This is a genomic window from Aureicoccus marinus, from assembly GCF_002954325.1.
GTDB lineage: Bacteria > Bacteroidota > Bacteroidia > Flavobacteriales > Flavobacteriaceae > Aureicoccus > Aureicoccus marinus.
This window is the reverse complement of sequence record NZ_MQVX01000001.1, coordinates 2,441,427-2,467,940: the sequence shown is the minus strand read 5'-3', so window position 1 is coordinate 2,467,940 and position 26,514 is coordinate 2,441,427. Positions and strand designations below refer to the sequence as shown.

Annotated in this window: 12 protein-coding genes and 1 tRNA gene; 6 read left to right on the top strand and 7 right to left on the bottom strand. The window is 47.9% G+C overall.

Features of this window, described 5'->3' with window-relative positions:
• The first annotated feature begins 23 nt into the window (after positions 1-23).
• The 3 genes from BST99_RS11540 to BST99_RS11530 are packed head-to-tail and all read left to right on the top strand — an operon-like array spanning position 24 to position 3,869.
• Positions 24-1,877 carry a M1 family metallopeptidase gene (locus BST99_RS11540; RefSeq protein ID WP_105001939.1) on the top strand — a complete coding sequence of 618 codons (1,854 nt, stop codon included), beginning with the start codon at positions 24-26 and terminating at the stop codon, positions 1,875-1,877.
• The gene (gene rnpA, locus BST99_RS11535; RefSeq protein ID WP_105001938.1) at positions 1,877-2,260 is read left to right on the top strand and encodes a ribonuclease P protein component; all 384 of its coding nucleotides are present in this window, start codon (positions 1,877-1,879) and stop codon (positions 2,258-2,260) included. The genes BST99_RS11540 and rnpA overlap by 1 nt, the downstream gene beginning before the upstream one ends.
• Positions 2,232-3,869 (top strand): S41 family peptidase, encoded by a 1,638-nt coding sequence (locus BST99_RS11530; protein ID WP_105001937.1) that lies wholly within the window; start codon positions 2,232-2,234, stop codon positions 3,867-3,869. The genes rnpA and BST99_RS11530 overlap by 29 nt, the downstream gene beginning before the upstream one ends.
• On the opposite strand, the gene BST99_RS11525 is transcribed toward BST99_RS11530, so the two are convergent.
• Positions 3,855-4,307 carry a GNAT family N-acetyltransferase gene (locus tag BST99_RS11525; protein WP_105001936.1) on the bottom strand — a complete coding sequence of 151 codons (453 nt, stop codon included), beginning with the start codon at positions 4,305-4,307 and terminating at the stop codon, positions 3,855-3,857. The genes BST99_RS11530 and BST99_RS11525 overlap by 15 nt on opposite strands.
• 534 nt (positions 4,308-4,841) lie before the next feature.
• Here BST99_RS11525 and rnr point away from each other — a divergent pair.
• Genes rnr through BST99_RS11510 form a run of 3 tightly spaced genes read left to right on the top strand, consistent with a single transcriptional unit; the run spans position 4,842 to position 8,432 of the window.
• Positions 4,842-7,031, top strand: coding sequence for a ribonuclease R (gene rnr, locus BST99_RS11520; protein ID WP_105001935.1), 2,190 nt, complete (start codon positions 4,842-4,844; stop codon positions 7,029-7,031).
• A gap of 42 nt (positions 7,032-7,073) precedes the next feature.
• Positions 7,074-7,763, top strand: a complete 690-nt coding sequence (locus tag BST99_RS11515; protein ID WP_105002507.1) for a head GIN domain-containing protein — start codon at positions 7,074-7,076, stop codon at positions 7,761-7,763.
• Positions 7,764-7,766: 3 nt separating this feature from the next.
• Positions 7,767-8,432, top strand: coding sequence for a LysE family translocator (locus BST99_RS11510; protein ID WP_105001934.1), 666 nt, complete (start codon positions 7,767-7,769; stop codon positions 8,430-8,432).
• Between the two features lie 11 nt (positions 8,433-8,443).
• Here the strand turns inward: BST99_RS11510 and BST99_RS11505 are convergent.
• The 6 genes from BST99_RS11505 to BST99_RS11480 form a co-directional block, all read right to left on the bottom strand.
• A tRNA-Cys gene (locus BST99_RS11505) sits at positions 8,444-8,514 on the bottom strand.
• A 27-nt stretch (positions 8,515-8,541) separates the two neighbouring features.
• Positions 8,542-8,916, bottom strand: a complete 375-nt coding sequence (gene folB, locus BST99_RS11500) for a dihydroneopterin aldolase (RefSeq protein WP_105001933.1) — start codon at positions 8,914-8,916, stop codon at positions 8,542-8,544.
• 51 nt (positions 8,917-8,967) lie between these two features.
• Positions 8,968-9,915, bottom strand: coding sequence for a PorP/SprF family type IX secretion system membrane protein (locus BST99_RS11495; RefSeq protein ID WP_105001932.1), 948 nt, complete (start codon positions 9,913-9,915; stop codon positions 8,968-8,970).
• An 18-nt stretch (positions 9,916-9,933) separates the two neighbouring features.
• Positions 9,934-12,051: a T9SS type B sorting domain-containing protein gene (locus BST99_RS11490; protein ID WP_105001931.1), complete on the bottom strand. Its 2,118-nt coding sequence runs from the start codon at positions 12,049-12,051 to the stop codon at positions 9,934-9,936.
• A 194-nt stretch (positions 12,052-12,245) separates the two neighbouring features.
• Complete coding sequence (locus tag BST99_RS11485) at positions 12,246-19,238, bottom strand: T9SS type B sorting domain-containing protein (protein WP_105001930.1); 6,993 nt, start codon at positions 19,236-19,238, stop codon at positions 12,246-12,248.
• Positions 19,223-26,506 carry a DUF11 domain-containing protein gene (locus tag BST99_RS11480; RefSeq protein WP_105001929.1) on the bottom strand — a complete coding sequence of 2,428 codons (7,284 nt, stop codon included), beginning with the start codon at positions 26,504-26,506 and terminating at the stop codon, positions 19,223-19,225. The genes BST99_RS11485 and BST99_RS11480 overlap by 16 nt, the downstream gene beginning before the upstream one ends.
• Between the last annotated feature and the right edge of the window lie 8 nt (positions 26,507-26,514).

Below are 26,514 nucleotides of genomic sequence, written 5' to 3'. Positions count from 1 at the left end.
ACACAAGAACACAACTCATCATTATGCGAAAGAATTTGCTCTTATTGGCGCTTGGCCTAACGTGCATCACGGCTGGGCTTCACGCTCAAAGTAATGCCGCTTACTGGCAACAGGAAGTGGACTACAAAATGCAGATTGATATGAATGTCAAGAATTTCCAATACGACGGAAAACAATCCTTGACCTATACCAATCACTCGCCTGATACCCTGAACCGGGTGTTCTACCATATGTACTTCAACGCTTTCCAGCCCGGGAGTGAGATGGATGCCCGCCTACAGGGCATCAAGGATCCGGACCGTCGAATGACTTCCGAAGGCAAAAGCCGAATCGCCTCCTTGAGCCCGGAAGAAATTGGGTTTTTACGGGTAGAGTCTTTAAAACAAGATGGAGCCGCTGTTGCTTATAGCGAAGAGGAAACCATTTTGGTCGTCGATTTGGCCAAGCCTTTAATGCCTGGAGCCAGCACACAATTGGACATGGTTTTTAAGGGGCAAGTGCCGGTACAGATCCGTCGTTCTGGGCGCAATTCCGCTGAAGGAGTTGCTCTTTCAATGAGTCAGTGGTACCCAAAATTAGCCGAATACGATGCCCAAGGTTGGCATCCGAACCCGTATATCGCACGTGAATTTCACGGTGTTTGGGGAGACTTTGATGTAAAGATCACCATAGACAGCGACTACACGATCGGGGGAACGGGCTACCTCCAAAATCCGAACGAAATTGGGCACGGATACGAGGCTAAAGGCACCAAAGTGAAGCGCAAAAAGAAGAAGCAAACCTGGCACTTTAAAGCACCAATGGTTCACGATTTCATGTGGGGAGCAGATCCTAACTATGTACACGATGTATACGAAATGCCAAACGGTCCTACTCTGCACTTCTTTTACAAAGACGATCCTGAGCTGAAAGAAAACTGGACCTATTTGCAGCCCAAAACAGCTGCGGCTATGGAATTCTTTAGCAAGAATATCGGTCAATACCCCTATGATCAATACTCTGTTGTACAAGGGGGTGATGGTGGTATGGAATACGCCATGAGTACGCTGATCACCGGGAAGCGCAGCTTCAACAGCCTGGTTGGGGTCATGGTTCACGAACTGGCTCACTCTTGGTTTCAGCACGTGCTTGCGACCAATGAATCCAAATACGAGTGGATGGATGAAGGTTTCACCTCTTTTATCAGTTCGCTTTGCATGAATGAAATCATGGAGCAGAACAGAGAGAACCCTTTTACAGGGAGCTACGGGAGCTATTTACGCCTGGCCACTTCTGGAGTTGAGCACCCACAGACTACGCATGCTGACCGCTATGAGCTCAACGGTGCTTATGGCGCTTCTGCCTATAGCAAAGGATCGGTTTTCTTAGCGCAGTTGGCTTACGTCATCGGACAAGAAAACCTGATGGAAAGCATCAAGCGCTACTTCCACGATTTCAAATTCAAACACCCAGTACCGAACGACTTTAAGCGCTCAGCCGAAAAAGTTTCCGGGATGCAGTTGGACTGGTACCTTACGGATTGGACCCAGACGACCAACACCATCGATTACGGTATTGAGTCTTTGGATGCGCGCGAAGGTGGAAGTACCCTTAACCTAAAGCGTATCGGTTTAATGCCCATGCCTTTGGATGTGGTTGTGGTAAAGAAAGACGGCACAGCGGAGCTGTTCTATATTCCTCTGCGTATGATGCGAGGAGAAAAAGAGAACCCTTACCCTCAGATGAAGCGCACCCTTGCTGCTGACTGGGCTTGGGCTTACCCGACTTATTCTCTGGAACTCCCTTTTGCACCAGAAGAAATCGAACAGATTGTGATTGATCCATCGAATCTGATGGCAGATGTCGATCGCGATAACAATGTTTATCAAGGTCAATAATGAATAAGCGTCGATTAGGTTCCGCTCAGCGGATAAAATCCTCATCGGCTATACAAAGCCTGTATCAACAAGGCTTTACCATACAACAGGGGCCGCTGCGAATAAAATACCTCCCTCTACAGGAAGGGACGCATTCTGCAGCGGCCTTTATTGCTCCTAAAAGGAGTTTTAAGCGTGCCGTAGACCGCAACCGCATCAAGCGGCAAATGCGGGAAGCCTATCGCTTACATCAACACCTGCTCGCGCCTCTTGAAGGCCCGGTACGACTGATCTGTATTTACAGAAGTCGTGAACTTACACGCAGTAACCGAATTCTGCGTTCTATGGAAAGTGCATTGCATCAAATCGTTCAAAATGAAAGCAACAAAAAAGCAGATTCTTAAAAGATCCCTCGTTGTCGCCACCGTGGCAGTGCTTTGGGTAGGTAATACTTCCTTTGCCAACAACTTCTTTGAAATCGCCAAGCAGATCGAAATTTTCACCACCCTGTTCAAAGAATTGAACATGAATTACGTGGACGATACCAATCCGGGAGACCTGATGGATACAGCGATTAAAAGCATGTTGGAAGACCTGGATCCCTACACCACATTTTTGAACGAACAGGATGTAGAGGCCTACAAAATCAACAACTCCGGAGAGTACTCCGGTATTGGAGCCAGCGTACGCAGCTATGCCGACAAGGTGGTGATTGTTGAAGCTTACCAAGGCTATCCGGCCGATCAAGCAGGTTTAAAGGCCGGAGACGAAATAATTTCTATTGATGGAACGGACTTGAGCGGTTTTGAAGGCAATGCAAGTGAACTTCTCAAAGGCGCTCGAAATACCGAAGTTGAATTGATTTATAAACGCCAGGATAAGCAAATGACCGCTGCAGTTGGCCGGGCCAACGTAGAAGTAGATGCTGTTCCTTTTTACGCTTTAGCCGATGATAAAACCGGATACATTGCGCTAACCCGATTCAACCGCAAAGCATCTGCTCAGACCAAGGAAGCCCTGATAGACCTAAAAGCAGAAGGAGCAGAGCGTATTGTGCTGGATTTACGAGGCAACCCCGGAGGTCTTCTGTCGGAAGCGATCGAAATTGTCAACCTTTTTGTTCCTAAAGGGGAGTTAATCGTTACAACCCGTTCCAAAGTCAAAAAATTCAATCGGGAATACCGCACCAAAAACAAAGCAGTCGATACCGAAATTCCATTGGCTATTTTGGTCGATGGCCGCAGTGCTTCTGCCAGTGAAATCGTTTCAGGTGGATTACAGGACTTGGACCGCGCCGTTATTTTAGGAGGTCGTAGTTTTGGAAAAGGCTTGGTTCAACGCCCTTTGCGTTTGACTTATGGGACCCAGCTTAAAGTGACTATTTCACGTTACTACACCCCTTCGGGTCGCTGTATTCAGGCCTTGGATTATTGGAACAGAGACGAAGGCGGAAATGCTGTTCGCAACAGCAATTACCAAAACTTTACTACCAGAAGCGGTCGTACTGTTCAAGACGGAGGAGGAGTTTTACCAGAAATTCTCGTCGCTGAAGCTCAAACTAATGACTTTATTCGTTCGCTTCAAGGCAACGAAGTGCTTTTCAATTTTGCAACAGACTTTTATTACAAAAACCCATTTAAAGAATTGGGTGATTTCCGTTTTACTCCACAGGACTACCAAACTTTTAAAAACTTCGCGAAGAAAGAAGGAATTCAATTCAACACCCCCACAGAAGCCCTGTTGAAAAAAGCCAGGGAATCCAAAAACGATTTAGCTTCCAGTGATATTGAAGCTGGTTTTGACGAACTGGAAAAACGTTTTCAACAAGAAAAACTCAAAGCCCTTGATACCTATCAGGTGCCGATTCAAAAGTATATTGAAGAGGAACTTCTCAAGCGGTATTTCTACCGTAAAGGGCTGTACACCCATTACCTCAAAGAAGATAAGGTCATTCAGGAGGCGATAAGCGTACTCGGGAATAGTAATCGTTATCAACAACTATTGCGGCCTTAAAGCCATGCTGATATGAGGGATGCCATCTTCCAGGTATTCCTCGCCCTGGGCTTCAAAACCCAAGGAAGAATAAAAGCCGATTAAATAGGTTTGGGCTTCTAAACGCATCTTATCAACACCCTGTTGATTGATCCATTTCATGGCCGACATCATCATTTTTCTGCCGTAACCAGCGGTGCGGTGCTCCTCTTTTACCAGTACCCGTCCAATCTTAGCCTCTTCTTGTTTGCTCTCGGGCATAAATATGCGGCAATACGCCACTAAGTCCCCTTTGTTCTGGTCTGATGTGCATAAGAAGTGTATGGCTCTGTAGTCTTCGCCATCGAGATCCTGATAAACACAGTTCTGCTCTACGACAAAAATTTCAGAGCGCAGTTGTAAAATGGTATACAACTCCTTGAGACTCAATTCCTCGAAGCTCTTATATTGCTCTACCATAAGCTAAAGTACTGATTTTCAGTGATGTTAATATCTTTATTCAAGCCGTCTAATTGCTTGAAAATCAAGTTGACAAAAAGTGAAGATAATGTGAATACAAAATCCAGAAAAAGCCAAAAGAAGATTTGGTAAATCAAAAATATTATGCTGATAGACTTTTCTTTTTAGTTAGCCCCTTCATTTGATCATTTTTTGCTTCCGATTTATCCCAATCGAAAGGCCCACTAATTAACAGCTACTTTTCTTCTTTTTTTTCCAAAAATACAGTCAATAATTCAAGTCAAGCCTTGTTGATATTTTTGTTAATTCCTTGATCCACTGATCTTCTATTTTCGATAAGCTGTTCACAAGAATTGACAACCCATTTTCCAAATAAAAAACAGAAAAGTTTTCCCGCTCATTAACAAGCTATAATGATTATCATATTTCATTTTTAAAAAAGAAGAAAAAGAATATATATAGTTTAATAGCTGTGAAGTAAATCTTGGGTAGCTCTCGGTGGAATATTCGTAATTTGCTTCAAAGTTTGAGTGAATGGCGAAAAGGAAAAAGAGGGCGAGTAATCAGCGGAAGAACGAATTGACTAAAGGGATTTTTACGGTCCTGGAAGGCTCTCCGAAGAAGTCCTTTTCGTATAAAGATATCGCTCAAAAACTGGGGGTAACCGATACCCAAAGTCGTAACCAACTGATAAAGAGACTCGGACAGCTAAAAGCCAAGAACCGAATACGGGAAGTATCCCGGGGGCAGTTCGCTGTTTTGGAAGGCAGAGGCGACAAATTTGAAGGTCTTGTCGATCTGACCAGTTCCGGAAATGCCTACCTCATTTCAGATGACTTTCAGGATGATCTTTTTGTTCAGGGCAACCGTTTAGGACGCGCGTTTCACGGGGATCGGGTGGAGTTTTCTCTTTTACCTAAGAGAAGGGGTAAGAAAATGGAAGCCCAAATTCACCGGGTGTTGGAACGAAAAAAAGACACCTATGTAGGGATTGTGGACAAAGCCAATGCTTACGCTTTTTTACGTCCGATGGATACCCGCATGTATACCGATATTTTCATTCCCAGTGATGCGCTAAACGGGGCAGAAGACGGGGATAAAGTTCTGGTTAAACTCGGAGCTTGGCCGGAGGAAGCTGATTCTCCTTACGGTCAGGTCGTCGAAGTGTTAGGAAAGCCTGGAGAACACAATACCGAGATTCATTCTATTCTGGCCGAGTACGGTTTACCTTATCGCTTTGAGCCTGAAATAGAGAAGTTTGCCAATAATATCGATACCCGAATTTTACCGGAAGAGATTACCAAGCGGAGAGATTTTCGGGAGGTGCTCACCTTTACGATCGATCCCAAGGATGCCAAGGATTTTGATGATGCCCTTTCGTTTCAACGCCTGGAGAATGGCTGGGTAGAAGTCGGTATTCACATTGCTGATGTTTCGTATTATCTGGAACCGGACACCCTTTTGGATGAGGAAGCCTACGCCCGGGCAACTTCGGTTTACCTGGTGGATCGTGTAGTCCCCATGTTGCCGGAAATTCTATCGAACCAAGCGTGTTCTTTGCGACCTCATGAAGAAAAATACACCTTCTCTGCGGTCTTCACTTTAGATGATCATGCGAACATTCGGGATCAGTGGTTCGGAAGAACCGTGACCTATTCAGATGAACGTTTCGCTTACGAAGAAGCCCAGCACATTATAGAAACAGAAGAAGCCGAAATTCCGGAGGAAGTTTCTATTCGGGGCGCCGCCTACACGGTTTCGGACCAAATCAAGGAAGCGGTATTGGAGTTGAATCGCCTGGCCATGATCATGCGGGCACGCCGGATGAAATTGGGAGCTATCTCTTTTGATAAAATTGAGGTTCGTTTTCAATTGGATGAAGAAAATGACCCGACCGGAGTTTACTTTAAACGGTCGAAAGCGGCGAATAAATTGATCGAAGAATTTATGTTGCTTGCCAACCGTCGAGTGGCAGAATTCATAGGAAAGCAAAAAAAGACATTCGTTTACCGGATTCATGACGAACCCGACATGGATAAGCTCTTCGCCTTGAACGGAGTGATTTCTCGTTTTGGTCATAGTCTGAACTTAAAAGACAAGAAGTCCATCAGTCAATCCTTGAATAAATTGCTTGACGATGTCAAGGGTTCACGGGAACAGAATATGGTCGATACCCTGGCCATTCGCAGTATGAGTAAGGCGGTGTACTCGACAGAAAATATTGGTCATTACGGACTGGCTTTTGATTTTTACAGCCACTTCACCTCTCCTATTCGACGGTATCCGGACGTAATGGTGCATCGACTTTTACAGCACTATTTAGATGGGGGGAAATCGGCTAAAGCAGCCGTTTATGAAGAGCGATGCCGACATTCGTCCGATCGCGAGGTACTGGCAGCGAATGCCGAAAGGGATTCGATAAAATATATGCAGATCCGTTTTATGCAGAAGCATATGGATCAGGATTTTAAGGGGGTTATTTCTGGCGTAACCGAATGGGGGATCTATGTTGAAATTGCCGAGAATAAATGTGAGGGTATGGTCCGGATTCGCGAGATCAAAGATGATCACTACATTTATGATGAAAGACAATTTGCTATTGTGGGGCAGCGCAGCGGCAAAATGTATCAGTTAGGAGATGTCGTTTATGTGCGAGTGAAAAACGCGGATTTAGAAAAACGCCATCTGGATTTTGTTTTATTGGAAGAAGCAATTGTGGAATAGAATTTGAACAAGGGGCTTAAAAACAAATCAATACAAACGATTATGAAAAACAACAAACTCATTATTTGCCTTTTGGTGATGTTTCTTGGAGCCCCTCTACAGGCACAAGACGAGACGATAACCAAAGAGCTCCGACCCTTTTTTGAGGTAAAAGCTTTTGATGGTATTTCAGTCAATCTGATCCCTTCCACCGTAAATAAGGCAGTCATCCGGGGTGACCGAAGTGATAAAGTTTCGATTGTAAACAACTCGGGTGTTTTAAAGGTTAGAATGCAAATCGACCGCATTTTCGGAGGATACCAGACTTTTGTTGATGTTTATTTTGCTGAAGAATTACGGGTTTTGGATGTGAACGAAGACGCCCAGATCAAATCGGATACGGCCTTTCAACAAGAAATTCTCGAAATTAAAGCCCAGGAAGGCGGGAACATCACCCTGGAATGCCAGGTCACTCAATTGCTGGTGAAGGCAGTCTCGGGAGGAGAAATCTTTATCAACGGAAAAGCCAAGAATCAGGACATCGTGATCAATACAGGAGGACTCTACAAAGCCAAGGAGTTCTTGACTGAGTATACCACGGTGAAAGTGAATGCCGGAGGGCGAGCCGAAATCTACTCCACAGATTATGTTGGAGCTTCGGTCAAGGCAGGAGGTCGTATTTACGTCTATGGGGATCCCTTGAAAATGGACGAAAAGAAGGTTTTTGGTGGAACAATAGAACGAGTCGACTAAGCTATGTGGGAGATATTGAAAGCAGCCATCCCTTTGGGATTTGTCCTGGCCTTTATACCGGGAGCAGCTTTCTTTGTCTTACTCGAAACCAGTGCTTCTCGAGGATACCGAGCGGCCATTAGTTTTGACTTGGGTGTCGTCTTTGCCGATATTATCTTCATTCTGATCGCTTATTTCAGTAGCTATCAATTACTTGAAAACCTCAGTAATCAGCCGGGACTTTATGTTTTTGGAGGCATGATTTTGCTGGTCTACGGGGTTATTCTCTTTTTAAATAAGGAAACAGCCAAAGAAAAGTACAAGGTCTTTGCTGAGTCCTATGTGGGTCTCTTCGTCAAAGGATTTCTACTCAACTTTATCAATGTGGGCGTCTTGGTGTTTTGGCTGGGTGTTTTGCTGTGGATTGGTCCGGCTTTAAACAACGATGGGGGACGCATCTTTATGTTCTTCTTGTTCATCATCCTCAGCTACTTCAGCCTGGATTTAGTAAAGATTGCAGCGGCGAAACAACTCAAGCGTTATTTGACCAAGAACCGTATTGTTCTTTTGCGAAAAGGACTAGGGGTATTATTGGTGGTGTGTGGAACGGTTTTGATCACTCAGGGATTCTTACCCAAAGACAAATTGCACCGCTTCGAGAAAGAAGCACCTGTGCAAATCGATAAATAAGGGAAAAAAAGAGGCATCGAGCGGATTCGAACCGCTGTACAAGCTTTTGCAGAGCTGTGCCTAGCCACTCGGCCACGATGCCTTAAGTCTAATGGGGGACAAAGTTAACCTATTTTTTGATTTTTGAAGCACGACTTTGCTCCATTACGATGGTTACGCTGGCAACATCTCCACCAATAGGGGGATTGATTTTAGAAACAGCCACTTGTGCCTTATCCAACAAATGAAGTTCTTCGAAAAAACGATCCAGAATTCGCTGAGCGACGTGTTCCAATAATTTGGATTTAATCGCCATTTCTTCTTTTACGATCTGATGCACGTGAACATAGTCCACGGTGTCTTGCAATTGATCAGAGCGTGAAGATTGTTTCAGGTCGGTTTCCAATTCTACGTCGACTGTGTACTCACTCCCAATGATGCTTTCTTCTTTCAGGCAGCCATGCCAGGCGTGGACCCGAATGGTGTTGACTCGAATTATTCCCATAGAAGCTGCGAAGGTAGTGCAAAACCCGTTGCCAGACCTTCAATCCGGGGTCTAGTATGTACATCGGCAGTTGCTAATTCCTTGAAACAAGTCCATTCCGAGGGTTAACACATGTGTTCCCGTACTGTAACCCAGAATTTCATTGACAATTACTTGGTAAGAATAGCCAAAATAGAAGTTACTCTTCTTGAATCCTGCAATAGGAGCAATATAGAGTGGATTTCCGATCTGATCGTTCAAAAAACGATACGTTAGACCAGCGTAGTAGTAATCTTCAAACGAACGCCATCTAAACTTCGCGTTGAGGTCGGTTACGGATCGGCCGTCACTCTCGAACCACTGAAAGAAAACAGAAGGTTCAATTTCGAGGTTTCGGTTTCGCTTCGCAAAGGTATAACCGGTATAGGCGTAATAATTTCTCAAGGTATTGGGCTCAAAGGTCGGATTGAATTGCTCCAGGTTCTTGGGCAAGATGTTGGACACATTGGCACTAAAATAGAATTGTCTTAAACGGTAAAGAACACCCACATCAAAGTTATGGTTAACAGTTCGGCGATCGTCCGTAGGAGCCAAACCATTCGGGTCGGTGAAGTTTTCGACATCAATTCTAAACTGGTTAAAGTTGTAGGAGAGCCCGAACGAAAGGAATTCGTCTTCGTAGCGGTCCAGGGTGAGGTGGTGGGCAAAAGAAACCCTTGACCCTCTTTGGCGCGTGTTACCGTTGCTATCGTTGTACAAGACCAGACCGATTCCGGAACGGTTCCCGATACGGGCATCAACGGCTAAGGTTTGAGTATCTGGCGCATCTTCAATCCCCACCCATTGGGTCAGGCCGTTAATACGTAATTTGATGTGATCACCAACACCGGCATAGGTGGGCGACATCAAAAAAGGATTGTCTGCAATGTACTGGGATAGTTGAGGAATGGTCAACTCTTGACCTCTGAGGCCAAAGCATACGAAGAGTAGGCAGATTAGGATTTGGGACGATCTAATCATGGTTTAGTTTGTTTTTTGTTATCGGTGAAGCGTGAAATGACCAACGATCTCACGTTTCTCCTGGTCTACCGTAAACTGCATCACATACCAATAGTCACCTGTAGGTAAATGACTATTGCCGTACATGCCGTTCCAGGGCTTATCATTGGGCCCCATAGCATAGACTTCTCTACCATAACGATCATATATCGTTGTTAGTATGTCCGGAAAGCGTTCTTGGCACCCAGGAGACCAAAAATCGTTGAATGAATCCCCGTCAGGTGTAAAAAACTCCGGATTTCCGTTGGAGCAGACCAGTAAACTGATGCTGTCTATAGCCTCACAACCGTTCTGATCTACCACACGAACACGTACCTCTCCATCGGATTCCAGAACAAAGGTGTTGTTGCTTCCCTGGTTGATTCCATTGAAATAAAAGGTGAATTGTCCCTGCCCTCCTTCCACCTGTGCAGTGACCTCATTGAGATCTGTTTGTTGCAGAACAACACGGGGCGCTTGTGAAGCTTCAATCTCGAAAGCTAAAGTGGTTAAGCAGCCTTCAACATTTGCGATGGCCAAGTAGTGTTCCCCGGGAGGGATGTTTTCAAAATCGGGTTCCAACCTAAAATTATCAGGATCTGTGGAGTCCAAAGCATAAAGCAAGAGGCTTTCATCTGTACCGTCTTGGAACTCGATCTCCAGCCTATTGCTTAGGCCGTTTGGACCACAGGAATAGACAGGCTCAACCGAGGCGTTAATTTCGTACCGGACATCAACCGAAACATTTACGCGAGAAGGACAATCGGCCGCAATCTGAAAGGCTTCCAAATCATCAATAACAATGTCATTTCCGTTGGTGACCGTGGAGTTGGTACGGATGACAATGTCCAAAAGTGTATTGTTCCCGGGGTTGAGGGCGACTTGGTAGTTTCTCCAGTCATCTGCTGACCGATTCTTAGGAATAAAATCCGTGGATTCGGAGGCAATGACCTGTCCGTTGGGCCGCACGAGTTCTATAACCACATTCGGATCTCCTCCACTGGTCCCTTCTCTGAGCAGATTGAAAGCCCATAAGGAAACGGTAATATCCTGAGTAGGGAGCACTTCTACTCCTCTTTTTGCATAGATCACACCCCCTAAACCCGCAACGGATCCAATATTGATGATCAAGAACCGCCCTTCTTCCAGCCCGGAATGATCGTTTGGAACCTTCCAAGGGCCTTGTATTGGATTGATATCGCGGTAAACGGCGTACTCCCCATCGTCGATATAGGAGTTCTCGCCAAGCCAGGTTCTCAAGTCCCCTTGTTCATCGCGGCAAATAAAACGTTCGCCTGCTTGGGGTTCATAACAGTAATCACTGCCAATCTCGGAAATGGGGGTGCTGGCCCCACTTCCGAAGTTGTCAAATAAAAGGGTTCTAGGCGGGGGGCTTGTTCCGTCTGTATATTCCAGGGACACTTGGTGTTCCCCGGGAAGAACCCCAGTAAAAATCGGAGAGTTGGGGGGTGAATTCAACTCCCCGTCCAAGAAATAGCGGTAGGTAAATTCAGGACGGTTGGTCTCGACGATTACGGTTCCGTCATCCGAACATTCGAAGAGTGTTTCGACCTCCGGAATAACCGGAGGAGGATCAATGACGATATCGAGTAAGAGCCGGCAACCATTAGCATCTTGCATTTCTATAACATGAGGACCGGGAACCAGGTAACCGGTATTGTTGTTGCTAAAATTGTCTTGTGGGCGGAATCTGTAGCGGTAGGGTTCGACACCTCCTTGTTCATTGACCACCCGAATAAAAGCACCTTGCTCAGGATTACAAGCTACCTCCTCCGTAACGACGGCAGAGGCCATAAGGGGCTGGGGCTCTTCCAAACGGTGACTCTGTGTTTCTTCCCGTCCGCTATGGTCCCGAACACGGATGTCATAAATTCCCGCCGAAAGACCAAAAAAGAGGTTGTTATCCTGGTAACTTTGGCCGTCGTTAATACTGAAGAGATAAGGAGGGGTTCCGCCGTTAGCCAGAATGCGTATTCCACCATCTTGTTCTCCTGAACAAGCGATTGGAGCAGTGGTTTCTGCCGTGATTTGTAATTGTGCATGATTCCGTTGGAAGCAAAACAGCAATAACCCAAATGTTAAGAATGCCCGAATCATTCCTTGTTGTGTTCTCTAGTGGTGATTAATGTGCTCTGAAAGCCCAATTAATATAGAGAAAACAAGACGTGTCCTCCGACGAAATGCAGATTTATTCGATGTAATACACTATTCTGAAAGAAGATTCCACTCATCAGGTAGTAAGCCCTGACAAGTGAAAGTGTTTTTTCTGTATAACACTGTAAGAAAGAAGGTTAACGGTACAAGGTGAAGTGACCGATAAACTCACGTTTGTCGTCTTCTCCTCGGAGCTTAATGACGTACCAATAGTCTCCGCTCGGTAATTCTTTGTTGTTATAAAGCCCGTCCCAAGGATCGTCATACGATCTCATTCGGTAAAGCTCTCTTCCGTAACGATCGAAGATGAGAGTAAGAATTTCAGGAAAGGCTTCCTGATTGACAGGGCCCCAAGTATCATTCATCAAATCTCCATCCGGGCTAAAGTAATCGGGGATCTCGATATCGACATATTCCACATAAAGCGAAGCCATGGCTTCACAGCCATTTTGATCTATTACTCGCACTTCATAGGTGCCGCTTTCTGTGATGCGTTGTGTTGTTTCGGTTGTTTCGGTTCCATTGACGAAATAGCGATAAGCCGGGGAGCCACCAACTGCCGCAAAACTAAATTCATTCAACCGGTCATTGGTCATGACCACACTCAAGGCCTCAAATCCGCGGATTTGGAAGTCTACGGTAGAGATACAGCCATTGGCGTGAGCAATGGTTAGGGTGTGTGCCCCTGGCGCGATATTTCCGAATTGAGTATCAAGACGAAAAGCTGCCGGATCCATGGTGTCTAATCCATAGAGCACATCAGGGAGTACAGACGGATCATCCATGATGAGGTCAATTCCACTCTCAGGGGTGTCTCCTGTACAGTAGTAAATTGGCGCAACGGTGGCATTTAAAGAAACACCGCCATCAATTTCGACAATAATATTGGCCTCACAGTTACGAGCATCTCGCACAAAGAACACGTGAGTTCCGGAAGGCAGATCGCTGTAGGTCAATAGGCCATCTGTAAAGTCGGCTTCTACATTGGAATTCAAACTCGTTCTATAAGGAGCTGTTCCACCAAAAATTTCGAGCTCAACTGTGCCGTCTGCGTTTCCTTGACAGGATTCATTTATTACCTGAACGGTTCCTAGATCTAATGGAGCAGGTTCTGCAATGGTGAAAACAAAAGAAATAAAACATCCGTATCGGTCTTGGGCCAAGACGTCATAAACTCCTGGACCCAGATCTGTAAAGGTGTTCTGGGTATCGAATTGATTCAGGTTTGGTGAAATCGCGTAGAAAATATCGCCCGTTCCGCCAGTGACTTCAACGGTAATTGTTCCGTCTTCCATTCCATTACAGCTAACATCCGTTGAGGACTGCTGTACGATTTGAAGCGGAGTAGGATCGGCAATAACAATCTCACTGGTAAACTCTGTACAGTCTTCGCTTACGACCTCGACCCAATAGGACCCCGCCGTAAGACCAGGGAATTCGTAATCGGTTTGTGGTCCGGCCAAAAGGTTAGTGCGGGCCGCATCACCGAACAGACGGTATTGGTAATTTCCGAGGCCTCCCGTCGAACGGGCCGAAATAATGGCCGTGGCTTCTCCGGTACAGTTGATGACTGCGGCCGTTAGATCGAGATCAATGGCCAATGGAGGCAAGGCGTCTACTTCAACTTCGTTTGAGATCATGGATTCGCAACCAAAAGCGTCGCGTAAATAGTATTGGTAGCGCCCATCAGAAACGGTAAAAGTGTGGGTGTTTCCTCCCGACATCGGGAAGAAGGCAACACCATCTTCACTGTAGTGGTAAGGTCCTGTTCCTCCGCTGGCGGTCAATTCGAGCTCTGCAGGATTCGTACAACTCAGTGGACTTAGCTGAATCAGACTGCCCAGGATTTCGACTGGTTCTGTAATAACCACCTGAGCGGTTTCGGTACTACAACCGTATCCGTCGGCAACAGTGACCGAGTAAATTCCCGCACCAAGGTTGTCGAATACAGGGCTTTGGGTAAAGCCTCCCTGGAAGGCAATTGCTGTTCCTGTAGCGTCGTATTCATTAAGACGGTATTGGAATGGAGCTACTCCCCCGCTTAGAATGGTCGCGGTGACTACGCCGTCGGTATCTCCAAAACAAGTCAGGGCTGAGGGACTTGCAGCAATATCGGCCGCAATTGGTCCTGGAGTTACCAAGGTGATGGTATCGGACTCAAGACAACCCAGGTCATCGGTCACATCCAATCGGTAATCCCCTCCGCTTAATCCTGTGAACAGGAATTCTTGTACATCGGTAGCTGTATAGCTTACTCCTGTACCTAAGTGGGTGAGCACCATATCATAGGGTGGATATCCGCCCGAGGCCGTAGCCAATACTTCTCCTAAGTTGTCTGGACACCCGACATTGGATTCTTCCGTCAGGCTGGTAATCAACAAGACATCTGGAGCGGCCATGGTCAGGATTCCCGACTGAAGGGTACAGAAAGGCGCGGCTGTTTGTGTAACAACAACATAGTAACTGCCTCCGTTTAATCCGGCAACCGTTAAGCTGCTGGCTGTATCAGAACCGCTCAGGCCGGTCGTCGTACCGTCATCAAAGAAGATTTCATAGTCATAAGAACCGGTATATCCGCTAATGGTATACGTCAAGCTTCCGCTGCCATCACCGGCGCAAATGACCGGATCTTGAGGCTCAGCCGTTAAGCTGGCGGTGTCGTAAGGAGCAATGGTGTAGGGATTGGAATCTACAAAACATCCTGTAGCGGTATCGGTCACCCGAATGGTATAGGTACCTGCCTGATAGAATTCAAACTGAGCGCTCGTACTAGAGGGGTTGCTCAAGAAGGCTCCTTGAGTATTGCCTACCGGCAGGAGCTCAAATGTGTAGCTGTTCGTCGGCTGTCCATTATCGGTTACATCAACTTGTACCAATTCAGGATTTACACAACTGATCGGAGTCAGTTGCGAAATGGCCACGTTAAAGGTGTTTCTTGGCTCAAGCGAAATCGTTGTTGAGGTAGAACAGCCGTTGTTATCGAGGACGTAGAGTGTCAGATTCTGTGTCACTCCGGTATCGGGCAGTGTAAACACATTACTCGTTTGGAAGTTGGTGTTGTCTAAACTGTATTGGTAAGGCGCTGTTCCTCCTCCGGCGGTAAGGGTAACCACAGAAGGGTCTGTTGTGTTGGAAACATTACAGACAAAAGCAGTTGCGCTGGCGGAAGCCGTTAGGACCGCAGGCTCGGAAATAGTCACCGTCTCTCTGGCGGTACAAGATTTCGAAGATATAGCCTCTACCTGATACGTTCCAATAGCAAGACCGCTAAATGCAGGGCTGTTCTGAGGACCCGCCAACAAAGTTGTGCCGGCAGCATCGTAAAGGGCATAGGTATAGGCAGGGTCGTCGTTAACACCCGGTCCTGTTGCCTGAAGCACAACCTCCAGACGACCATCACTTCCTCCATTGCAACTTACATCCTGAACAACGGTAGGGTCCAGAGTAACCGGTGTTGGAGGGACTAAGATGGCCGAAGCCGTTGCTTGACATTGAGGGAGACTCGTATCGAGATCCCGGACGACAAAGCTGTAGGTTCCTGGGTCTGGTAATCCCACAAAGACTCCCGTAGTATTGGTTTGTGTGGTTACCCCATCAGGATATGTTACCGTGTATTCCAAATTGGCTGATCCTCCCGTGGCCACAACAGTGATTTCTCCATCAGGGCTAATCGAACAGTCCAAAGGCTTCACAATGCTAGCTCCAAGGTTGAGCTCATCATACAAGAACACCGCGGAGGTGGTAAAGCTACAGCTCCACAAATCGGTGATCAATACTTCGTACTGACCGGCGCCTAAATTGCTGAAAACAGGACTCGTTTGAGGAGAGCCTACCGCAAGGCTGTTCTGGATCAGTTGATAGGTGTAGTTGGAACCCGCTCCTCCACTAACCGACACCACTTCAATTTCTCCTGAAAAATTGCTGCAGTTGTCTTGGTTGATTTGAAGCGTAGCGCTAATCGCTGTAGGGTCGGCCAAGACATCCGTTTGGACGAGTTGCTCACAACCGGCGGAGTCGCGAACCCATGACTGGTAAGTGCCAACACCCAAACCTGCAAAGACTGGGGAAGCCTGGTAATCTCCAGGACCTGAAGGGGCAACAGTACCGACATAGTAGGTGTAACCACCCCATCCTCCAAGGACATCGGTGATGGTAATTTGACCGTCCGCACCGAGACACGTAATAGGCAACACCTGGGTGTTGGCCGTAATCGCTGCTGAAGGAGAGGCAATGCTGAAAGCTTCTGTCTGCGTACAGGCAGGGAAGTTGTCCTGAACTACCTCCACATAGTAATCTCCGGCAGGAAGTGCCACAGGGCCGAAAGGCCCATTGTTCGGTGAGTTTCCGGTGGTTTCCAAGGTGTCATCGGCCAGGTTGGTCGGCGTGCCTTGGGTATTGTAAATCGTATAAGTAAACGGCCCTACATAGGTGGCGTCAACCAAAGTAATTTGAACAGAACCACTGTTGGTTCCAAAACAAACAACGTCGCTTAGTACGGTCAAATCCACACTGAAGGTGTTGGGGTCATCCAGGGTGATGCTGCTACTGACCACACAGCCAGTAGAAGTATGTCGAACGAGCACCGTATAGGTTCCAGCTACAAGCCCGCTAAATACATTGGAGGCCTGATAGTTTGACCCACCGTCAATACTGTATTCTAAAACCGCAGGGTTGCTCAAAGTCGTCGTTGCCGTCGCCGTTATTTCGCCATCGCTTCCAGGAGAACAACTCAAGGGATTACTAATGGCCAGGGCGAGGGCTTGCAGTTCATCAAATGGTTGTACACTAGCCGTCGTACTGCCCAAACAACTATTGTCGTCGTAGACGTTGATGATCAGATCAACACCGGCTGTATTGGTCACTGTTAATGTGCTATTGGAACCGCTTTGTAGAACGATATCATCTCCAGTAGGAACTGTTCCCTGGGTGTCGACGAACTCATATATAACATAAGTACCAGAACCGCCACTTATTCCTGCCGGGTTAATACTTACCTGCGCTGGATCCGGATTGTTTCCACTATCGCAACTAAATTCTGTAACCGAGGCCGCAGGCAATACGATGGCCGCAGGCTCACCAATGACAATATTGGTTACCGCAAAAGTACATCCGTTGGCGGCTTCTGCTGTAACCGTATAGGTGCCGGGAGCCAGGTTGTCAAAGCGGTTGGTAGCCGAAGTAATTGCGCCAGGGTTCAGGGTATATTGTACAATACTGATCGGGCTTGAAGAAGCATCCATTTCGATGCTTCCATCGGTGCTACCCTGACAACTCACATCGGTAGGAGTTGCGGTAAAGGCAGGATTCACCACCGCAGGGACCTCAATGGTAAACACCTGTGTACAAGGAGTGTCGGTCAGGTTATCAAACAAAGTAACCGAGTAGGTGTCCGCTGTCGAAACACTCAAGACAAATGGATCAGAAGGCAGAGTTGTTCTTGCAACAACCACCCCGCCACTATCGCTGAGTTCGTAGTCATAATCTCCTGAACCATTGATCATGTCAATGGTGATTTCTGCGTCAGGACTCACGCTACAATCTAACAACTTGGTCAAGGTAACCTGGGCTTCTAAAGGAGGGTGTACCGTAACGGTAGTCGTGTCGGTACATCCGTTGCTGTCTTGAATGACCAGGGTATAGGTTCCAGCGGCAATTCCTGTAAAGGCACCTCCGTTGTTGACGAAATTTGTTCCTCCATCCAGGGAATAGAAAATGGTCGCGGCTGCACTGCTGGCGGTAACGGTGACTAGCCCTTGTCCACTACAGTTATCGACAACCACACTATCGATGGTCGGGTCTGGGGTCAGGGTGAGGTTTACGCTACCCAGATTCACAGAACAGCTGTACTGATCTTCCATGGTAACGGTATAGCTTCCCGCCGGAGAGTTCGCCGGGATTTCAATAGGGTTATCGCCTGTGGCCGTAATGGTTACAAAAGGAGCAGGACCGGTAACGGTATAGGTGTAGGTTCCTCCACCGCCCAGAGGATTGACAATTTGGATCAAACCGGGGCTGTTACAACTGATGTTTTGAAGAACTGTTGGGGTGCCCGTAAGCGGGTCCAGTTCTTCCAGAAGGGTGTTTTCTGTTGCGCCAACACAACTGTCTGCATTAGCACCATCTACTTCCCATACCAGGAAGAAATAGTTTCCAGCGGGCAAGCCAGTGATGTTGACCGTTTGAGGTGAAGCGTAAGGCAGAATACCGCCGCTGTCAGTCACCAATACAGGAGCACCGCTGCTCATGTCGTACAATTCCCAACGGAATTGGGATTCAAAAGGCGCCTGGTTATCGGTAACCACATAGCTCAGTTCACCCGTACTGGCACCATTACAAGTAGGGGTAACCGCCGTTGTGATATCAAGCGGAATGGTAATGAGGTTGTTGACATTGACGTTACTCTCTCGCACACAACCGACCGCGTCGCGCACATAGAAGACATAGGTTCTTCCTGGGATAAGACCGGTAAACACATAAGGGGTTGAGCCGTCAAGGGCTGGTGTTGTCCACGGATTGGTGGGGGCTGCCGGATTGAAGTTGGCCGGGTCGTCGGTGTAGGTATACTGGTAATTTGGCGTTCCTTCACTTCCTAATACAGTAACCTGCAGGTCATTACAGTTTACGACGACCGCCGAAATGGAAATATCGAGATCATCCAGGGGGTAAGGGATGATAAAGGGTGGCAGATCGGTTTGGCACAAGGTGTTTCCTGATCCATCTACCGTTCGCATAGACGGGTAAACTGTTGTTCCAGAAGCGATGCCCATTAAACGGTCCGAAGTACCCGGGTTGGTGCTGTCAAATCCAGCAGGCCAGGTCGCCCCTCCGTCGGCACTAAACTGAACGGTACCGAGTGTGGTGGTATAACCAACAAATTCAAATCCGAAATCCGAAACCGGACCACCACAGGTAGCAGGAGTAATCCCCGAAACGGAGCCCGTTAGCTCGTCTGGGTTATTAACGGTGATTGGGGTGTCCGTGAGGGTACAGCCAAAGCTGTCCGTTACCTGTACCGTATAATCTCCAGCTTGCAGATTATAGAAGGTATAGGTGGAGTTCAGGTAGTTGATAATGGTCTGATTACCAGCGCCTGCGTTATCCAAGTCAATGATATTCAGGGTATAAGGCATGCTACCAGACTGATGTTTAGGTCAATACTGCCTAGTCCGTCGTGACACTGAGGGTCGTTAGGCGTGGTTGTGAAAGCAATCGGAACGGCCGGGTTAATGGTAACGGTACTCATCCATTCACAGAAAGGCGTGCTCGCATTGTTGTCGCGAACATAGACGTCGTAGTCTCCATCATTGCCGGCTGTCACGGTATAGGTTGAGGTTGTGCTAAAGAGCCCTGTAGGATCACCTCCTGTAGGAACAAAGGCGTATTCCAGGTTTCCGTCTCCCCCACTGGCCGTAACCGAGATTGAACCATTGGCACAAGAGCTCAAATGAACGATATCCGTACTGGCGGTAATGACGGGGTCAATGGTCATGTTTTGTGGTCCGGCCACACAACCGAAACCATCCCGTACCTCAACGCTGTACGTGCCCGCGGCCAAGGAACCAAAGCTGTAGGTCGTTGCGGTTGACGGGCTGGGAACTATCCAGGCACCACCATTTAAACGGAATTCGTAGTCGTTGTTTCCTCCGGTTATTGTTACGTCAACAGTTGCATCATTAGACCCACTATAACAAGCGGTGGCGGCCAAACTGAAGCTGAGGGTTTGAGGGGCCGCGATCGTGATCAGGGCATCCAAGGGATCAATACAACCATTGGCGTCTCTTACACGCACCAGGTAATCACCCGCGGCAAGGCCACCAAAAACGGGGCTGCTTTGGAAGGCGACCAATACCCCTCCAAGGTTGTCTTGTAATTCGTACTCATAGGCAGGAGTTCCTCCCGTGGCAGAAGCGGTCAGGGTGGCTCCTCCGTTAACACAAGTCAAAACATCCGTGATGCTCGCACTTACAGCAAGAGCCGCAGGCTCTGTTAAAGTGGTGTTGAGGGTGATGGAACAGCTGTTGTCCAGCACATCCCGAACATCTATGGTATAAGCACCCGCCGCAAGACCTGTCAAGTCAATAGGGCTTGCAAATTGAGCCGCAGAGTATCCTCCACCATTAATTTGGTATTCGAAGCCGTTCACCGCGTCGAAGTTTTCGACCTCAAAACGAATAGCCCCGTCAGTTCCACCGAAGCAGCTGATGTCGGTAGAAGAAAGCAAAGAAGCTCCAAAAGCATTACCCGGATCAACAGTGACCGGGATCGTCAGGGCTGATGAACAGACCTCAGGAACCTGAAAAGCCTGAATGTCGTCAATGGCAATATCGTTTCCGGAAGTGATCGCTGAATTGGTTCTCACGACGATGTCCAGGTTGGTGTTTGCCCCTGGATTCAGACTTACTGAATAGTTGTGCCAATCGTCTGCGTCATTGTTCTTAGGCACGTTTCCGGTAGTGGTGCTGGCAATAACGGTTCCGCCGCCGTCTACCAATTGGATTTCGATAGAAGGGTCTCCTCCCCCGCTTCCCGCACGCAGTAAGTTATAGGCCCAAAGGGAAATCGTGACATCCTGATTCGGGATCACTTCAATTCCTGTTCTTTGGTAGATCACTCCTCCAACTCCGGCAACACCGCCGACATTAATGGCCAGGAAACGACCCGAAGCAAGACCGCTGTGGTCATTAGGACTTCTCCAAGAGCCATAAGGGCTCGCGATTAGGTTGGTTACGGAGTATTCCCCGTCCTGGATTCTGATGTTGGTTCCAAAACCACAAGCACTCGCTGTTCCGTCTTGCGGCTCGTAGCAGTAAACTGGGTCGATTTCCGAAATTGCCGTGTTGGCTCCAGCTCCAAAGTCTTCCGTAAACAAGGTGCTTTGAGAAGGGGGAGTGTTTACGGTATAATTGACCGTTACCGTGTAGTTGCCTGGTGCGACATCGGTGAAGACATTTGAAGAGGCAGGAGTATTCAGCACCCCGTCAAGTTCGTAGGTGTAATCGAAGGATCCGCTGCTGGGCGTAAGGGTAATTACACCCTCTCCATCGCACTCATAGGTTACTGCTGCAGTAACCGTTGGGGCATTGGATTCAGGCTCTACGGTTAGCGTCATGGGGAAGGTACAGCCATTGGCATCGCGGATAAGCAGGTTGTGGGTACCCGGCAAAAGGTTAGCGATGGCGCTACTTCCGTAGTTACTTCCTCCATCAAAACTGTATTCATAAGGAGCGGTTCCTCCTTGTGCGTTGGTAATGCGAACCTCTGCTCCTATTCCCGGATTACACTCAGCCAATTCGGTGACTGCCGCAGAAGCCGATAAGGTAAAAGGCTCGGTTAGGGTGTAGACCTGATCCAGGGTACAACCGTTCGCATCACGGATGCGCAGGGTATAGTTTCCGGCCCCCAGGCCGCTGAAGGTGTTTACGCTTTGGTAGCTTGCTCCTCCATCATTGCTGTACTCATATGGGGCTTCTCCTCCGCTTGCCATTAAGGCTAGGGATCCATTTAAATCACCGCTACACAGGATAGGGGTTTCGACAACACTGAGACTCAGCGCGGCATCCTGTGTTATGGTGATATTAAAGGAGACTTCGCAATATCCGGCACCCCCGTTTTGGTCCCGAACATAAACATCGAAATCTCCAGTACTGTTGGCCGTGAGGCTTGAAGAAGTGCCAAAGTCTCCAGGTACTGGCGTTACTCCGTTCGCCACCAGGGCGTATACGTAATTACCGTCGCCTCCGCTTGCACTTGCATTTACCGTTGTTGAGGTAGCACAAGCCGTAATAGGATCAGCGCTTGCAGTGAGTTCTAATTCCGGATTGATGGTTATGGATACCGTGTCGGTACAGTCATTTCCGTCCCGAACACTGACGGAGTACGTTCCTGCGGTTAGCCCGGAAAAGGTCGTGCTGGCCTGGTAGGCCCCTCCATTCAAACTGTATTCAAAGTTGCCGTCTCCACCGGAGGTCACGGCCGCGGTTAAGGTCAGGCCGATTCCATCATCGTAGCAATAGTCGTTTGGCGTAACACTGAGCACCGGAGCAGCAGGGGCATTGAGGTCAATGGTCGTTGTTACAACACATCCATTGGCATCCGTTACCGAGACCGTATAGGTTCCGGTTTGTGGCAGTGAGCTGAATGTTCCGGTGGCATTGCTATCGGTGGTCAAACCATCCGGATAAACAATATCGAAGGTGTTGCTTCCCCAGCCTCCCGTAGAACTCAGGCTGATATTTCCGTCTGCTAAACAGGTAGGTTGATCCGCCGATGCAGATAGGGTTAATGGGGCTGCAGGAGCTTGAACCGTTACAAAGGCGGTGTTGGTACAGGCAGAATCCGAATCAGTCACACTAAGGGTGTAGGTTCCGGCCGCAAGACCCGTGAAGTCGAGAACGGAAGAGGTTTCGCCTGTTACAGAGCTTCCGGAAGGACCGCTAAGAACATAGTCGTAGCTCGCCACAAAATCAGAAACGGTAAAGCGAATCGCTCCATCGCTGTCTCCTAAACAACTAATATTGCTGATGAGCTGTCCGGTTACCTGAATAGGGCTAACGGGACTGAGGGTGAAGGTTTCGTCATACGTACAACCGTTGTCATCGGTGACTCGGAACAAATAAGTGTCTGGAGTCAACCCGTCGAACTGGGCAACATTTCCACTAATACTAGTCGCCGAAACAGCGGCAGGAGAAATGATTTCTACAACAAAAGGAGCTTCCCCGTCAACTACTGTCACTTGGACATCGGCTTCCTGTGTAGGACAAGTCGGCGTGGTCGCCGTAAAGGTCATATCGCTCGGCGGAGTCAGGGGATCAATGACGATGGCATTGGTCGTAAACAGACATCCATTGGTATCGCGAATGGTTCCGTTATAAGTTCCAGGAATGAGGTTTCCGAAGGTGTCACTTCCCAATCCAGACACGAAGTTGATTCCGTCAATACTGTATTCGTAAGGAGGAATTCCACCAGCAGGGTTCTGAATTTGTACCGTTGCGTTTTGCAGGCAGGTGTAGTCCTGAATAAGGGCTAGATCACCACTGATTGGTGCGGTAGGCCCACCGATCGAAAAGGTTTCAATAAAGTCACAAGTAACCGCTCCTTGGGTTTGGGTTATGGTCAAGACATAGCCGCCTTGAGGCAGGCCTGTAAATACCCCAGAGGAATTTGAAACAGTGCTGTTGTCTGGGTAGGTCAACAGATACGAAAGGGTATACCCGTTGGAATTGGTCACATTGACTGCATAACTACCGTCAACCACTCCAAAACAAGTCTGATTGGTCAGGGTGGTTGTGTAGTCCACCGAGGGCTGAACACTGATGCTTACCGTATTGGAAAAGGCCGGACAGTTGTTTCCGTCGATGACCACGAATTGATAATCCCCTGCCTGACTCGAATCAAAGCTGAAAAGGTTGCTCAATTGGTAGGCGCCTCCAGGAATGGAAGCTACATCGGCATAAAGCGGTGTTCCGTTAAAGGCCCAGATGGCGTAGTTGTAATTCGGACTGGGGTTTCCTCCTGTAGCCGTAAGGGTAATTTCACCATCCAAACAATCTATTTCTTTGGTGGTAAGAGCGGTCAGGGCAAGGTCGGTGACATCGTTGATGGTATAGGTGTCTGTAAAGTTACAGCCGTCGTCTGTTGTTACCTCAATGGTATAAGTGCCAGGGTTGAGGTTCTGAAACGTGTGGTTGTTGTCGTTGGACGGCCCAAAAGTATCTAAGGAGGTCACTCCCTGGAAGAGCTCATAACTGTATTGTGGATTGACATCCAGAACAGAGATCGAAATCTCCCCTAGCCCACTACAATCCGAGTCACTGGTAGTCACATCGACCTGGAAGTCTCTGCTGAGGATTCCAATATTATCTAAAACGAACACACAACCCCCAGTAACACCACTCTGGCGCATTTCTACTGCATAGGCTCCGTTGGTCGTAATGTCAAAACTCGGGCTGTTTTGGTAGGCGACCAGCACATTTCTGGTGGTGGCGTCCAATAAGCGGTACTCGTAATCGACCGGCATATTGGTTACCGTTATGTTTCCGGGTGTTGTACAGACGATATCACTGCTGTTGTACTGCGGGTCAAGCGGGTTTTTAAAGATGTTGAAATAGAAACGGCTGAAGCATCCGTTTTGGTAGTTGATCACCAATCGGTACTCCCCGGCATCTTGGGCCAGAAAGTCACTGCCTGTTCCAACCGTATTCCAGGTACAACTATTGTTTAGGTTGGCGCAGTCTGCGGTGGCAGCACTACAACTGGTGTCGTCTAGTTGTTCCCAAACAATGCTGTCCGCATCAGGGATATTGATTTGTATAAGCTCGGCATCATTTAAACCACATAAAAACACCTGAGGCAACTCTTCTCCGTCGTTCGGACAGACGACTACTTCGCCTTCAACCGTATTGGAGGTATCGTTAATAAGGGCGGTAATAGGGTTGGTTTGTGTAGTCCCGAAGAGCTCGACGATAATGATCTCGTTGAAGTCTTTACACGGATCCGCAACTTGTTTGTTTACGATATAGGTTCCGGTACGGTCTACCAATTGTGTGCTCGGGTCTCCGTCAGGGTCACCATCGTTCAAGACTTCGTCTCCAGCATCGATCTGCCCGTCTCCGTTGGTGTCGCGGACCCAGACATAGGCGTCAAAGTTGTCTCCGGCGTCCAACAGTACATCGTCTCCACAGAGTTGAACCGTACGGGTGTAGTTACAGTTTTCGAGGTCATCCAGCAGGAAGTTGGTGGCTCCCGGAGTCGTGAACCCACAATCGTCAAAATCCGAAACCGAAGGGTCGTCGGTGATTTGGTTGTCATTGATAACCCCTTCATAGGTAGAATAAGCGACATTTTCGATTTGATCCGTACAGGCGTCAATAAAGTCAAAACAGTTTTCAGCAACCCTTACCCGCATCCGGATTTCAGAAATAGGATCACCCTCTTCTACCAGGTTGTCTGGGATGGTAAAAGTGATTTCTCGACTGGCCGCATCGTACACATAGGTGACTCCTGTAGGCAGGTTCATGTTGCTTTCATCCAGAGTAACATTAATCGGCAGCACATCGCGAATGGTGTAGTTGGTCGCGTCGTCATTACCCGTATTTACAAAGGAAAGCACATAGTCGAGGTATTGACCAAGGTTTACCCCCAACCCTGTAATATCATTACCTCCAATGTCTTCCACCTTTTTTTCCAGGACGATATTGGGCTCGATGATTTCGACACTGAAGGAGTTGAAGAACGGATAATACTGATCCCCGTTGGTGCTGAATCGGAAGGTGGCGCTGGTTTCGCCATTGGGAATTACCGCGTTGGCCGGGTTGTTCAATAAAAAGATATCCGTATCGTATCCCAGGGTGTTTTGACTGGCGGGGTTCCGATTTGTCGTCACCACCCCGTCGAGGGTGATGTTGGAGTTGAAAAAGTTGTTTGCGGGATTGGTCGCGTTACTAATCGTGGTAAAGGATCCACTGCTTGCCGCTTGAATACTCATTCCGTCACCACTGATGCGGTAATCTCCTTCCAAACTGGCTACCCCGATATCGGCGTTTACCGGCCCGGCTGGAATGGTGTTGAACCCGTTGTAGGAGATGTCTACAGAGTTCGATCCGTTTACACGGGCAAAACCGTCAAAGGTGCTGATAAGGCGACCTGGGAGGGTTGGATTTTCATAGACGATCACCAAAGTCCATCCACCGGCAGCACCCCCACCAGGAGTTAATGAACCGGTTACGGATCGGATGTTGGCTACGGTGTAGTCTCCTTCTGGGTTGGCCAGGGCGGTCACCAGAGAAGTCACGTCTGCATAACAAGCGTAAGGGCTGTTTTGGGTTACACTGGAATCTCCGCTGGTCGAACCGTCGAAGATAATTTCGTCTGCGGTAATATCGACATAGGCTCCACCGGGAATCATGAATTTTACCTGATTAAAGTCGGTTTGGCGCCCAGTCCCTACCGCAACAGTGTTGCCGGAATAGGAGCTGCCATCATAAGAGCCGTTGGCTGTTTCGCTGGGATAGGTCGCGGACCAATATAAACCCGCATAGCGAATTAGATTACAGCTGGGGTTCGGAAAACTCAAGGTAGCGGTGCTCGATGAGAAGGTGCTGGGATCAGCATCTACATCGATGTACTGCATGTTTTTGTAATCGTTGTAATTGAAGTGTCCACCGGTTTCCCTGTTGTAGTTGCTGTTGTTAGAACTGAAGTTGTTGTAAGGGTCATTTGGCCCCTGCCCCGCTACTCCTGCGTCCCTATTGACGATTTGGTTGCCGATGAATGTTAAGTCCCCTTTGATGTTATTCTGGTATCGAATCTCAAAAGAGTTGTACTCCTGTCCATTCGCGGTAAATACCACGACTAATGTTAGTACGAACCCCGCCCAAAGGTTGCTTAGTTGTTTGGCCATTCTTATTT